The organism is Amorphus orientalis (assembly GCF_030814015.1).
GTDB classification, from domain to species: domain Bacteria; phylum Pseudomonadota; class Alphaproteobacteria; order Rhizobiales; family Amorphaceae; genus Amorphus; species Amorphus orientalis.
Genome location: NZ_JAUSUL010000002.1, coordinates 1,133,290 through 1,146,996 on the forward strand (window position 1 = coordinate 1,133,290; position 13,707 = coordinate 1,146,996).

At 66.8% G+C, this 13,707-nt stretch carries 11 protein-coding genes; 6 read left to right on the forward strand and 5 right to left on the reverse strand.

Annotated features, from left to right (window positions below):
• The first annotated feature begins 142 nt into the window (after positions 1 to 142).
• From ileS to J2S73_RS13115, 6 genes are all read left to right on the forward strand, one after another.
• Positions 143 to 3,181 carry an isoleucine--tRNA ligase gene (ileS, locus tag J2S73_RS13090; RefSeq protein WP_306885991.1) on the forward strand — a complete coding sequence of 1,013 codons (3,039 nt, stop codon included), beginning with the start codon at positions 143 to 145 and terminating at the stop codon, positions 3,179 to 3,181.
• Complete coding sequence (gene lspA / locus J2S73_RS13095; protein WP_306885992.1) at positions 3,181 to 3,711, forward strand: signal peptidase II; 531 nt, start codon at positions 3,181 to 3,183, stop codon at positions 3,709 to 3,711. Before ileS ends, lspA begins: the two co-directional genes overlap by 1 nt.
• 92 nt (positions 3,712 to 3,803) lie before the next feature.
• Positions 3,804 to 4,526: a hypothetical protein gene (locus J2S73_RS13100; protein ID WP_306885993.1), complete on the forward strand. Its 723-nt coding sequence runs from the start codon at positions 3,804 to 3,806 to the stop codon at positions 4,524 to 4,526.
• A gap of 394 nt (positions 4,527 to 4,920) precedes the next feature.
• Positions 4,921 to 6,294 (forward strand): M16 family metallopeptidase, encoded by a 1,374-nt coding sequence (locus J2S73_RS13105; RefSeq protein WP_306885994.1) that lies wholly within the window; start codon positions 4,921 to 4,923, stop codon positions 6,292 to 6,294.
• A 94-nt stretch (positions 6,295 to 6,388) separates the two neighbouring features.
• Positions 6,389 to 7,723: a M16 family metallopeptidase gene (locus J2S73_RS13110; protein WP_306885995.1), complete on the forward strand. Its 1,335-nt coding sequence runs from the start codon at positions 6,389 to 6,391 to the stop codon at positions 7,721 to 7,723.
• Between the two features lie 208 nt (positions 7,724 to 7,931).
• Positions 7,932 to 8,624, forward strand: a complete 693-nt coding sequence (locus J2S73_RS13115) for an SDR family oxidoreductase (RefSeq protein ID WP_306885996.1) — start codon at positions 7,932 to 7,934, stop codon at positions 8,622 to 8,624.
• Positions 8,625 to 8,679: 55 nt separating this feature from the next.
• Here J2S73_RS13115 and J2S73_RS13120 read toward each other — a convergent pair whose 3' ends face one another.
• From J2S73_RS13120 to ccoG, 5 genes are all read right to left on the reverse strand, one after another.
• The gene (locus tag J2S73_RS13120) at positions 8,680 to 9,054 is read right to left on the reverse strand and encodes a DUF427 domain-containing protein (protein ID WP_306885997.1); all 375 of its coding nucleotides are present in this window, start codon (positions 9,052 to 9,054) and stop codon (positions 8,680 to 8,682) included.
• Between the two features lie 100 nt (positions 9,055 to 9,154).
• Positions 9,155 to 9,349 carry a cbb3-type cytochrome oxidase assembly protein CcoS gene (ccoS, locus tag J2S73_RS13125; RefSeq protein ID WP_306885998.1) on the reverse strand — a complete coding sequence of 65 codons (195 nt, stop codon included), beginning with the start codon at positions 9,347 to 9,349 and terminating at the stop codon, positions 9,155 to 9,157.
• Complete coding sequence (locus J2S73_RS13130; protein ID WP_306885999.1) at positions 9,346 to 11,598, reverse strand: heavy metal translocating P-type ATPase; 2,253 nt, start codon at positions 11,596 to 11,598, stop codon at positions 9,346 to 9,348. Before J2S73_RS13130 ends, ccoS begins: the two co-directional genes overlap by 4 nt.
• A complete protein-coding gene (locus J2S73_RS13135; RefSeq protein WP_306886000.1) occupies positions 11,595 to 12,128 on the reverse strand; it encodes a FixH family protein in 534 nt (177 codons plus the stop codon). Before J2S73_RS13135 ends, J2S73_RS13130 begins: the two co-directional genes overlap by 4 nt.
• A gap of 87 nt (positions 12,129 to 12,215) precedes the next feature.
• Positions 12,216 to 13,670: a cytochrome c oxidase accessory protein CcoG gene (ccoG, locus tag J2S73_RS13140; protein WP_306886001.1), complete on the reverse strand. Its 1,455-nt coding sequence runs from the start codon at positions 13,668 to 13,670 to the stop codon at positions 12,216 to 12,218.
• Positions 13,671 to 13,707 lie beyond the last annotated feature (37 nt).

Below are 13,707 nucleotides of genomic sequence, written 5' to 3' on the forward strand. Positions count from 1 at the left end.
GGCATCATTATCGACATACGGCGAATTAGCGGCCCGGCCGCCGCGTAAGCATGCGCCGCGGACCGGGACACCGGGAGACGAGCGTTCGTCTCGAGCCCACCAGCCGACAGACCTGCGACAACCGCCGAGCGGAACCGATCCGATGACCGAGACGACCACCGCGCAGCCCGAGGCGCGCGACTATTCCGATACCCTCTATCTGCCGAAGACCGATTTCCCGATGCGGGCCGGGCTGCCGAAGAAGGAGCCCGAGCTTCTCGCCCGCTGGAGCGAGATGGGCCTCTATCGCCGCCTGCGCGAGACGTCAAAGGGCCGGACGCAGTTCGTGCTGCACGACGGTCCGCCCTACGCGAACGGCAACCTCCACATCGGCCACGCCCTCAACAAGATCCTGAAGGACGTCGTCACCCGCTCTCACCAGATGCTGGGCTACGATTCCAACTACGTGCCCGGCTGGGACTGTCATGGCCTGCCGATCGAGTGGAAGATCGAGGAGACCTACCGCGCCAAGGGCCTCGACAAGGACAAGGTCCCGGTCATCGAGTTCCGCCAGGAATGCCGCCAGTTCGCCGAGCACTGGGTCGGCGTTCAGACCGAGGAGTTCCGCCGCTTCGGCGTGGAGGGCGACTTCGCGCAGCCGTACCTCACCATGAGCTTCGACGCGGAGGCGCAGATCGCCCGCGAACTGATGAAGTTCGCAACGTCCGGTCAGCTCTATCGCGGCTCCAAGCCGGTGATGTGGTCGGTGGTGGAGAAGACCGCGCTGGCCGAAGCCGAGGTCGAGTACGCCGAACACCAGTCGGACACGATCTGGGTGAAGTTTCCGGTGCGGACTGCCCAAGCCCAGGAAAATGTGATCAACATTTTCCATGATCCCGAACACGCCTCGGAGGAAAATGAAAACGCGGGTTCTTTGGCCGACGCCTTCGTCCTGATCTGGACGACCACTCCGTGGACCATCCCCGGCAACCGGGCGATCAGCTACTCCGACCGCATCGCCTACGGTCTCTACCGCGTCACCTCGGCGGAGAACGATTTCGGGCCGCAGGCCGGCGAGAAGCTGATCCTCGCCGACGCCCTGGCAGGCGAATGCTTCGAGAAGGCCAAGCTCGGCTTCGAGCGCCTGCGCGATGTCGGCGCCGACGAGCTTTCTCCGCTCACGTGCTGGCACCCCCTCAAGGGGCTCGGCGGCGGGTATGAGTTCGCCGTCCCGCTCCTGCCCGGTGACCACGTCACCGACGACGCCGGCACCGGCTTCGTGCACACGGCCCCCGGCCACGGCACCGACGACTTCGAGGTCTGGATGGACCACCGCCGGGACCTCGAGGCCCGCGGCATCGACACCACCATCCCCTACACGGTCGAAGGCGACGGCACCTACACCCGCGAAGCGCCCGGCTTCGAGGGCAAGGCGGTGATCACCTCCGAAGGCAAGACCGGCGACGCCAACAAGGCCGTCATCGAGGCGCTCATCGCCGCGGAACGGCTGTTCGCACGCGGCCGGCTGAAGCACCAGTACCCGCACTCCTGGCGTTCCAAGAAGCCGGTCATCTTCCGCAACACGCCCCAGTGGTTCGTCCACATGGACCGGGATCTCGGCGGATACGGCCTGCCCGAGGGAACTTCGCCCGCCGGCGAGGACACCCTGCGCTCCCGTGCCCTCGCGGCCATCGACCAGACCCGCTTCGTGCCCGCCGCCGGCAAGAACCGGTTGCGCGGCATGATCGAGAACCGGCCCGACTGGGTGCTGTCGCGCCAGCGCGCCTGGGGCGTGCCGATCTGCGTATTCCGGCACGAGGACGGCCGGCTGGCGCCGGGGCCGGAGTTTTCGCATTCGCAGACGCTTGTCGGCCGCATCGCCGAGGCGTTCGAGGCGGAGGGCGCCGACGCCTGGTTCGCCGAGGACGCCAAGGCCCGGTTCCTGGGCGATCTCGTCAACGACCTCGATCGCTGGCAGCAGGTCACCGACATCCTGGACGTCTGGTTCGATTCCGGCTCGACCCATGCCTTCGTGCTGGAGAAGCGGCCCGACCTGAAATGGCCCGCCGACGTCTATCTGGAGGGCTCCGACCAGCACCGCGGCTGGTTCCACTCCTCGCTGCTGGAATCGTGCGGCACCCGGGGCCGCGCCCCCTATGACACCGTCATCACCCATGGCTTCACCATGGCCGAGGACGGTCGCAAGATGTCGAAGTCGCTCGGCAACAACGTCGCCCCCCAGGACATCATCGCCCAGTCCGGCGCGGATATCCTGCGGCTGTGGGTGATGACCTGCGACTACGCCGACGATCAGCGCATCGGCAAGGAGATCCTCAAGGGCACCTCCGACACCTATCGCAAGCTGCGCAACACGATCCGCTGGATGCTCGGAACGCTGGCCCATGCCGACGGCGCTACGGTTGCGCTGACCGACATGCCGGAGCTGGAGCGGCTGATGCTGCACCGGCTTGTGGAACTCGACCGGCTGGTCCGCCAGGGCTACCGCGACTACGACTACAAGAAGGTCGCGCACGCGCTGGTGAACTTCGCCACCGTCGACCTGTCGGCGTTCTATTTCGACATCCGCAAGGACGCGCTCTACTGCGACCCGGCCTCCTCAACCCGGCGCAAGGCCGCGCTGCAGGTGATCGACATCATCTTCGAGGCCCTGACCCGCTGGCTCGCCCCGATGCTGCCCTTCACGATGGAAGAGTCGCATCTGGCCCGCCATGGAGACGAGGCCGACCGCTCCATCCACCTGGAGCTTTTCCCCGAGATCGATCCGACCTGGGAAATCCCGCAGCTCGCGGAGAAGTGGGCGAAGGTGCGGGAGGTCCGGCGCGTGGTGCTCGGTGCCATCGAGGTCGAACGGCGCGAGAAGCGTATCCGCGGCTCGCTGGAGGCCCACGTCACCGTGCACGTGACCAACCCGGCTCTCTATCAGGCGGTCGCCGACGTCGATCTGGCGGACGTGTCGATCACCAGCCAGGCCACCCTCACCCACGAGGAGGCCCCGGCCGAGGCGTTCCGTCTCGACGACACGCCGGGCGTCGCCGTGATCGTGACCCATGCGGAAGGTCAGCGGTGCGCGCGCTCCTGGAAGGTCCTGCCGGAGGTCGGCAGCGACCCGGACTATCCCGACCTGTCGCTGCGCGACGCCGAAGCGATGCGGGAGTTCGAAGCCAAGAGCGGGCACGCCTGATGAGCGGAGAGCCCGTATCCCAACGCCCGCTCTGGCGTTACGGCTTCCTGGTCGCAGCCATCGTGCTCGTGGTCGATCAGGCGGTGAAGCTGTGGCTTCTCCGCGTGGTCGACATCGCCGCCACGGGGCCGATCCGGGTCACCTCGTTCATGGATCTGGTCCTGGTCTGGAACCAGGGCATCAGCTACGGAATGTTCCAGCAGGAGACCGAGCTCGGCCGCTGGCTGCTGGTCGTCTTCACGCTGATCATCGTCGCGTTCCTGTGCTACTGGCTCGCCACAGCACGGGACCGCTGGATTGCAACCAGCCTCGCCCTGATCGTCGGCGGCGCGGTCGGAAACATCATCGACCGGATCGCCTACGGGGCGGTCGCCGACTTCGTCCACCTTTATGCGGGCTCGTTCTCCTGGTACGTTTTCAACGTTGCCGACGCGACGATCGCGTTCGGCGTGATCGGACTGTTGATCGATGCGGTGTTGCGTCGTCGCAATAATGCCGCAATGAACACGTCCGGTGGGTCCCAACGCTGAGAATCGTTGCGTATTGTCAGGAGCCGGCCGGTGCGCTCGACACGCTGGCGGATCCGACGGTCGCCCGCAGGAACAATCGAAGGCTAGCCGACGTGGCAAAAAGTTCGCGCTCTCTTTCGGTCGCAGGCCGGATCGCCGCTCTCGCGGTCGCCGCCGGCACGCTGGCGGCCTGCAACACGAGCCACAACTATTTCTACGAAGAGAAGCCTCCGCAGGCCGACCAGAGCGTCGGTCTTCTGGGCGCGATGCTGGAATCGACCGGCGTCGTCCAGCGGGAGCAGACGCCGATCGAGTACACCGCGCGCTCCCCGATCGCGGTGCCGCCCACCACGGAGCTGCCCGAGCCGCAGCCGGAAGGCGGCGCGGCGCTGGCCAGCGCCGATTGGCCGAACGACCCCGATGCGAACAAGGCCAAGGCGATTGCCGCCAACGGAGGCGTCTATGACGATCCGCTCGACGGTGCGCGCCTGTCACCGGAGCAGATCCAGGCCGGGCGCGTCGCGGGCGGCATGCCCGGTCAGAAGCTCGAGGATCCGAAGTATCTGAAGCGCGATTCCGGCGACCGCCGGCTGACGCCTGCGGAGATGAAGCAGGGCTTCGAAAGCCCGGACGGCAAGGGCTCGGGACGCGTGCTGACGGCAGACGGCTCCGCCCAGCCGCGGCAGTACCTGATCCAGCCGCCGGACGAGTATCGCCAGCCCGCCGACACTGCGCCGCTCCCCGACCAGGGCGACATCGAAGACAGCGACTGGTTCAAGAACCAGCTCTACGGGCGCAAAGAGAACCGCAATCCGGTTTACGACAACGTGAACTGATCCGGCAGGCCGGTTCGGCGTCAAGCTCCGGACCGGCCTTCTCTTTACCCAACGGTTTCGATTTTTCCTGAGAACACAGATGGTTCCGGCCAATACCAATGGCCGGTTCCCGAGCCCTCACGCGCGCTTTCGCCCACGCGAAGATTACGGATAGTTCAGTGGTCGAGCGGGCGGCGGGACCTATAGTTTTCCACGGTCGCCCTCGCCTCCCCGCTTCCGCGATCCCACATGTCGGACAGCGGGCGCGAGCCCGGGCAACCACCGCATTTCTCGCTCCGGGCATCCGGATGCCGAAAGCGGACCAGTCAGTGCGTTGAGCAGCCATCCTCGCCCCGCCCGAACGCGGTTCGAAAGGATCAGGCTGCAGGACATGTCATCAGAGGAAGACCCGCGAATGAAGGCTCCCATTGCCCTGAGCACGGTCGCCGCCCTCCTGTTCGCCGCGGCGCCCGTCGCTCAAGCAGAGACCAGTTTCGCCGACCTGGAAATCGCGCCGAACGCGTCCAGCTTCAGCCTCGACAACGGCATGGAGGTCGTGGTGATCCCGGATCATCGCGCCCCCGTCGTCACCCACATGGTCTGGTACAGGACCGGCGCCGCCGACGAAGGACCCGGCGAATCGGGCGTCGCCCATTTCCTCGAACACCTGATGTTCAAGGGCACCGAGGCGCATCCCGACGGCTTTTCCGACGTGGTCACCGCGCTGGGCGGTCAGGAGAACGCCTTCACCTCCCAGGACTACACCGCCTACTATCAGCAGATCGCGAAAGAGCATCTCGGCCGGATGATGACGTTCGAGGCCGACCGGATGGCGAACCTCGCCCTGGACGAGGACGAGGTAGCCCGCGAACTCGACGTGGTCCTGGAGGAGCGCCGCATGCGCGTCGACACCAACCCGTCGGCGATCCTCGGCGAATCCTTCGATGCCACCCTGCACGTCAACAGCCCCTACGCCGACCCCATCATCGGTTGGCCGGACGAGGTTTCCGCGCTGAGCCGGGAGGCGGCGATCTCCTACTACGACCGCTTCTACACGCCCGAGAACGCCATCCTCGTGGTGGCCGGCGACGTGACCGTCGACGAGGTGCGCGCGCTTGCCGAAGACACCTACGGACAGCTGGAAAGCCGGGTCGATCTCGCGCCGCGCACGCGGTCCCAGACACCGGACCTGACTTCGCTCCGCACGGTGCGCTATGCCGACCCCCGCGTCGGCCAGCCCTCTCTGCGGCGCGGCTGGGTGGTCCCGAGCTACGCAACGGCCGAGCCCGGCGAAGCCGAGGCCATCGACGTGCTGGCCCAGGTGCTGGGCGGCGGGTCCACCAGCCGGCTTTATGACGAGCTGGTGCGCGACGGTGGCCCGGCGACCTCGGTCGCGGCCTGGTACCAGTCGTCAGCCGTCGATCCGGACACGTTCGGTGTCTACGCGGTGCCGCGGGACGGTGTGAGCTTCGATGCGCTGGAGACCGCCATCGAGGCATCGATCACCGACGTCGCCGAGAACGGCATCAGCGAAGAAGAGCTGGAACGGGCCAAACGCTCGCTCGTCGCAGACGCCCTCTTCGCCCAGGACAGCCAGCAGCGTCTGGCGCGCATCTTCGGCCTGGCGCTCGCGACCGGTCAGACGGTCGAGGACGTTCAGGAATGGCCCGCCCGCATTGGCGCGGTGACGGCCGAGGACGTTCAGAAGGCCGCGCAGACTCATCTGCCGCTCGATGCCGGCGTGATCGGCTACCTGGAGAAGGCCGAGGCGCCGGGCAAGGACTCCTGAGCCCGTCGCCACCCCGTCGTCCATTCATTCTGCCAGACAACCCGGCCGCCGGATCGGCGCAAATCGTGGATCCGGCCGGAACAGGAGACTTCCCATGCTGAGCGGATTTTCCGATCGCATCCGCAGTTGCCTCCTGGCAACTGGATTCACCCTGGCCGCAAGCCTTGGTGCGGCCTCATCCTCCGCGGCCCTGACCATCGAGCCCGTCACCAGCCCGGGCGGCATCACCGCCTGGCTCGTCGAAGACGACACCGTACCGGTGGTGGTGATGAAGTTCGCGTTCGAGGGTGCGGGCGCCGTGCAGGACCCGGAGGACAAGCCGGGCGTCGCCAACCTGCTGTCCACGCTGCTTGACGAAGGCGCGGGTCCCTATGATTCCGAGGCTTTCCAGACCGAACTCCAGGACCGGTCGGTGCGGCTCTCCTTCGATTCCAGCCGCGACAGCTTCTATGGCGATCTGGAGATGCTCGCCGACGACCCCGGCCAGGGGATCGAGCTGCTGCGGCTGGCACTCACCGAGCCCCACTTCGACGCCGAGCCGATCGAGCGCATGCGCGCCCAGATCATCTCGGGCATTCGCCGCGACCAGCGCGATCCGTCTGCCGTTGCGAGTGACGTCTGGTCGCGCACCGCCTACCCGGACCACCCCTACGGGCGCCCCAGCGAAGGCACCGAGGAGAGCGTCGCAGCGATCGAGAAGTCCGACCTCGAAGCCTTCAAGACCGCCGGCTTCGCCCGCGACAACCTGCATGTGGTCGTCGTCGGCGCGATCGATGCGGAGACCCTGAAGCCGCTTCTCGACGACGCCTTCGGCGATCTTCCCGAGACGGCAGACCTCAAGCCGGTGGCGGACGTCATGCCGGTCACCGGCCAGACCGTGACCGAGACGATGGACGTCCCGCAGACCGCGGTTCGCTTCGGAGGTCCGGGTCTGGCCCGCTCCGATCCGGAGTTCATCCCGGCGTTCGTGATGAACCACATCCTCGGCGGCGGGACGTTCTCCTCGCGCCTGTTCGAGGAAATCCGGGAAAAGCGCGGCCTTGCCTACAGCGTCTACACCTACCTGGCGCCGCTGGACCACACCGCCATCTTCGGCGGCGGCACGGCCACCCGGGCCGACCGGGTCGACGAGACCGTCCGTATCATCCGGGAGGAGATCGCGCGGATGGCGGAGGAAGGCCCGACCGAGGAGGAACTGTCGGAAGCGAAGGCGTACCTCACCGGCGCATATCCGCTGCGGTTCGATTCCTCCAACGGCATCGCCAGCCAGCTGCTCTCCATCCAGATGGAGGACCTGGGCATGAACTACGTGGACGAGCGCAACGGACTGATCGAGGCGGTGACCATCGAGGATGTGCGCCAGGCCGCGGAGCGGGTGCTCGGCGGCGATGCCCCGACCATCGTTACGGTGGGCCCGTCCGGCGCCTGAACCGGACCAAGGCCGTACCACGGCCGCGATCCGCGACAGCCTTGAAACGTCCGACGACCGGTGCCTTTGGGCACCGGTCGTTGTGTTTGAGGTTCCCCGGACCGGCTCCGCCCTGCTTTCCGGCAACGTCACGGATCGACATCGGCGGTTTCGCCGCGCACTCTGCCGCACGCGGCCGATCGGAAGTGCCGCAGCCAAGGAGGATGCCATGTCCAAGCCCGCAGCCCTGATCGCCGGCGCCGGTGTCGGCTTCTCCGGCTCGGTTGCGCGAAAACTCGCCGCGCAAGGCTACGACGTCGCGCTGGCGTCGCGATCCGTCGAGAAGACCGAAACGCTTGCCGAGGAAATCGGAGCGAAGCGCTACGCCTGCGACGTTCAAGACAGCTCGGATGTCGCCCGGCTCTTCACCGAGCTCGACCGGGATCTCGGTCCGCTGTCTTTCGCCATGTTCAATCCTTCGGCCCGCGCCCGCGGCGACTTTCTCGACCTGGACCACGCGGACGTGCGCAACGCGCTGCTCGTCACGGCCTATGGCGGGTTCCTGGTGGCTCAGGAAGCCGCCCGCCGGATGGTGCCGCAGGGAAAGGGCGCGATCCTTCTCACCGGCGCCTCGGCGAGCGTGAAGGGGTTCGCCAAATCGGCGCCGTTCGCGATGGGCAAGTTCGCGCTGCGGGGGATGGCCCAGTCGATGGCCAGAGAACTGCACCCGAAGGGCGTCCACGTGCTGCATGTGGTCATCGACGGGGCCATCCGGAATCCGGGACGCACGGAGCCGGCCGATGCGCCGGACTCCATGCTCGATCCCGACGCCATCGCCGACAGCTGCCTGGCGCTCCTGGACCAGCCGCGCAGCGCCTGGACTTGGGAGCTCGAGGTGCGCCCGTGGGTGGAGCGCTTCTGACGCCGCTCCTGCCTAGAAGATACGCGGACAGAGACGGCCGCCGAGGCCGCGGACCTCAGTCCGATCCGGCAACAGGCGACGCCTTGACCGACACCTTCTTCGGATAGAAGGCCACGTGATCCTTGATCTCCGCAACGCCGGGCAGCGGCTCGACATATGTCCAGACGGCGTTCTCGGCGCGGTCGCCGCCTGCATCCACCGACCAGTAGCTGGCGTCGCCCTTGTACGGGCAATGGGTCGAATGGTCGGTGGGGTCGAGAAAGTTCATTGCGACATCGGCCTTGGGCACATAGAACACGACCGGATAGTCCGCTTCGTGCATGGCCAGAGCGCGGGAGGTATCGGCGATCACGGTGTTGCCGTGGCTCACAACCACCCGCCCCTCGAACGGCGCGATATCGATGGAATGGTCCTGGTTCGCCTGGGACATGATGCACTCCCTCCTTCCAACTGACAGGGACGTAAGTGCTCTTCGCCGGCAGACAACGGTTTCGCGCGGCAAGGGTTCGCCCTGCCGCGTCGAGATTGTCTCAGCTCTGCCGCCGGTCGTCGCTCGTCTCGTCGCCGGGATCGCCGTCGCGGCCCAGATCATCGTCGGTGAGAATGCGCCACTTGGCGCCTTCCAGATCGTCGTACTGGCCGCTGCGCAGCGACCAGAGGAAGGCCGCGAGACCGATGAGCCCGAGGAAGAGCGCAGCCGGAACGAGGATGAGGAGGATGTTCATGCCGGCGCGACCTCGCCCGCGGACCCCTGCGCCGGAGTAGCCGCCACCGTTGCTTCCGCCTGCCCCGGTACCCGCTGCGCCCGCAGCGCATTGGCCGTCACCAGGATCGACGAGGCCGACATGGCCACCGCGGCGATGAGCGGGGACGCGTGTCCGGTAACGGCGATCGGCACGGCGATCAGATTGTAGATCGCCGCCAACGCCAGATTCTCGTTCATCAGCCGCCGGGCGCGGCGGCCGATCGCCAGGGCCGTCGCCACCGGTGCGAGCCGGTCGCCGAGAAAGACGACGTCGGCCGCGGCCTGGCTGAGATCGACGGCGGTGACCGGGGAGATCGACACATCCGCGGCCGCGAGCGCCGGCGCGTCGTTGAGACCGTCCCCGACCATCAGGACCGACCGGCCTTCCGCCTTGAGCGCCTCCAGCACGGCGATCTTGTCGGCTGGCTTGAGCCCGGCCTGCCAATCGCTCACACCCAGGCTATCCGCAGCTCTTTGAACAGCCGGCGCACGGTCGCCGGAGAGGATCCGAAGATCGAACCCGTTCCGCCGGAGCGCAGCCACAGTGGAGGCCGCATCCGGCCGCAGCACCTGCTGGACGGCGAGAACGCACGGGGGGAGACCCTCCAGTCGGACGCCGACCAGGGTTGCGTCCGGAAAGACGGCTCCAAGCGCTTGCGCTTCCTCTTCGGCACCCGCGAAAGCCGGCGTGCCGAGACGGGCGGAGGTGCCCGCGACACGGCCCTCGATCCCCGCTCCGGCGATCTCGCGAAGATCCGTCGCCGCCGCCGTCCCCTTGCCGCTTGCCGCGATCGCGACGGAAACCGGATGCCGTGACCCACCGGCAAGCGCGCGCGCCGCGTTAAGAACCGCATCGGGCACACTGTCGGCGTTGGCGATCCGGGCGGCCGGCATCGTCAGCGTGCCCGTCTTGTCGAAGACGACGGTGTCGACCGCTGCCAGGCGTTCCAGCGCATCGCCGGCATGAAGCAGCAGTTGGTTGCGGAAGAAGGCCCCGGCTGCCGTCACCTGGACGGCCGGCACGGCAAGCGCCAGCGCACAGGGGCACGTGATGATCAACACGGTGATGGCGACGACGAGCGACCGCTCCGCGCCCGCCCCCAGGGCGAGCCAGCCCAGAAACGTCAGGAGCGCGGCCGTGTGAACGACCGGCGCATAGAGACGCGCCGCCTTGTCGGCCAGCGCCAGCGAGCGCGAGCGCGCGGTCATGGCGTGGTCCAGGAGCCGGTTGACCTCGTCCAGCAGCGTCCCCTCGCCCGCTGCCGACACCCGGACCGTCAGCGTGCCCTCACCGTTCAAGGTGCCGGCATAGACCCGGTCGTCGACGCCGATCGCCTGCAGCATGGTCTCGCCGGTGACCAGCGACTGATCGATTTCGGACCGGCCCTCGATCACCACCCCGTCGACCGGAACCCGCGTTCCGGCAGGCACCTGCACCAGTTCGCCGGGCGTCACATCCGCCACCGGACGCTCCTTCAGGCCGCCGTCGGCATCGAGGACGAACGCCGTATCGGCGCGCAGTGCGGCCAGGTTCTCCGCATAGGTCCGGGTCCGACGCCGCATGGTATGATCGAGCGTTCGCCCGAGCAGCAGGAAGAACAGCAACATCAGCGCGGATTCGAAGTAGGTGTCGTGGCTTGCCGTCAGCGTCCCGTAGAAGGAGAGGCCCAGCGCCAGCATCACGCCGAGCGTGATCGGAACGTCCATGTTCAGCCGGCCGTGGGAGATCGCATTGAAAGCACTGCGATAGAAGGTCTGCCCTGCATAGGCGGCGGCCGGCAGCGCGATCAGCGCCGAAATCCAGTGGAAGAGCTCGCGGGTTTCCGGCGTGATGTCGGTGACGTTGCCCGACCAGACCGAAACGGAAAAGAGCATGACGTTCATGGCCGCGAAGCCGGAAACGGCCAGGGCCCGGAAGAGCGCGTTGCGCTCCCGCTTGTAGCTCTCGTCGATCTGGCCCCGTACGAACGGTCGCGCCTGGTAGCCAAGGTCGGCGAGCGTCGAGACGATGGCGGATCCGTCGGTCTCCTCCGGACGCCAGCTGACGGCAACCCGCTTGTTTGACAGGTTGACCCGGGCGCGCTCGACGCCGGGCACCGCCGAGAGGCTGCGCTCGATCCGGGTCATGCAGGCCGCACAGTAGATTCCGTCGACCGCGAGCTCCATGGAAAGCCGCCCCTCGTCGTCGGGTTCGGCGAAAGAAGCCCAGTCGCGTTCGGCCGTCGTCATCGGACCACGCCGTTCTCCGAAATCACCAGCCGATTGACCGAACGGAAACTGTCGCCGTTGCCGGCCGTCAGTTCAATCTCCAGGTCATACTGCCCCGCCGGCAGGCCTGCCATGTGACCCTGATAGACGCCGGTCTCGCCCTCCAGAAGCCGGGCTTCGCGATCGAGCCCCTCATGGGTCGGACTGGAAAGGCGCGCGAGCACGGCAAGCCCGGAGAGCGGTGCGTCGTCGCGGTCGTCAGCATTGATGCGCAGGGTCAGCGGCTGATCGGGCCCGGCCACGCTCAGGCTCTCGTTCACCTGCCAGCCGAGTTCCCGCTGCCGTTCCGCAGCGGCAAGGAACTCCGGATACTCGCGACCCGCCTGATAGGCGCTGTCTGTCACCACACCCGGAAACGAACCGATCGCGAGCCAGATCAGCACGACGTTCGCGGCCATGATGATGCCGAAGAAGGCGACAAGTCCGAAGAAGACCTTTCGGCCGGTAATGCGGAAACCGGAGTGCTGTCGGTTGGCTGTCATGATGGCCATGCTGCTCGCTCCATGCAGGAGTCAACTCATACATCCAGGCCCGGCGCAAGCCGCGTTTCGGCAAGGGGGCCGGCCGGAACCGGCCGGCTACCTGGTCTTGAAGGTGTCCTCGGCGGTTGCCCGCTCGCCGTCCTTCACATCGACGATCTGGAACGTCACGTCCGTCGATTGCGGAAGGTCGGCACCCGGCGCGGAGAACACGAGGACACGCACCTCGCGGGTCCGATCCGGCCCGATGGTGATGAGCGGATTGCCGTCGATGGACTGTTCGATACCGACAGCCTCGATGCGCGTGTCTTCCGGCAAGCCCGCGACGCGGAGCAGGAAGGTCCGCTCGTAGCCCTGCTTGTTGAGCAGGCGAACGGTGTAGCCGTTGCGGGTACCGCCGTCCGACAGCTGGACGAAGACCGGATTGCGGTCATGAAGGACGCTGATGTCGGCGAAGGAGCGCGAGGTCAGCGTGTAGAGCATCACCGAGCCGACCAGCGCGATGATCGCGGCATAGAGCACCGTCCGCGCCCGGATCAGCTTGTAAACCGGCGGCTTGCCCTCGGCCCGCCGAGCCAGGTTCATGTCAGTGTCGTAGCCGATCAGCCCGGTCGGGCGGCCGATCTTCTCCATGACCGTGTCGCACGCGTCGATGCAGAGCCCGCACTGGATGCACTCGAGCTGGATGCCGTCGCGGATGTCGATACCGGTCGGACAGGCGTGAACACACTGATAGCAGTCGATGCAGTCGCCGGCGGGCAGCCCCTCGTCGGCCCGCTTGCGCATCTCCTTCAGCGATCCGCGCGGTTCGCCGCGGTCGGTCTTGTAGGTGACGTTCAGGGCCCATTCGTCGGTGAGCGCGGCCTGGATCCGCGGCCAGGGACACATATACGTGCACACCTGTTCGCGCATCATTCCGGCGAGCGAATAGGTGGTGAAGGTGAGGATGCCCACGAACACGTAGGTGATCGGCGACGCCTGAAGCGTGAACAGATTCACGACCGTGGTCGGCGCGTCGCCGAAATAGAGGATCCACGCACCGCCGGTCCACATGGCGATCGCCAGCCAGAGCGTGTGCTTGATACCCTTCTTGGCGAGCTTCTGCGCCGACATCGGCTGCTGGTCGAGCTTCATGCGCTCGCGCCGATCGCCCTCGATCCAGCGCTCGATGAGCATGAACAGGTCGGTCCAGACCGTCTGCGGACAGAGATAGCCGCACCACACACGGCCCGCGACCGCATTTATGAGGAACAGGATCAGCGACGCCAGGATCAGCAGTCCGGTGACGTAGTAGACCTCCTGCGGCCAGATCTCGATGGAGAAGAAGTAGGCGCGGCCGGCTTGCAGATCGATCATCAGGGCCTGGTCGGGCGCATTTGCGCCGCGGTCCCAGCGAACGAACGGAAGGAAATAGTAGATGCCCAGCGTGACGGCGAGCACACCCCATTTGATGCGCCGGAACCGGCCGTGCACGGCCTGCGGGTAAATCTTCTTCGCGGCGACATACATCGGCCCATCGCCGGCGGTTCCCCCGCTGGTCGTGTCCACGCGCATTGTCGTATCCTTCGAGATCGTCACGTCGAGGTCCAAT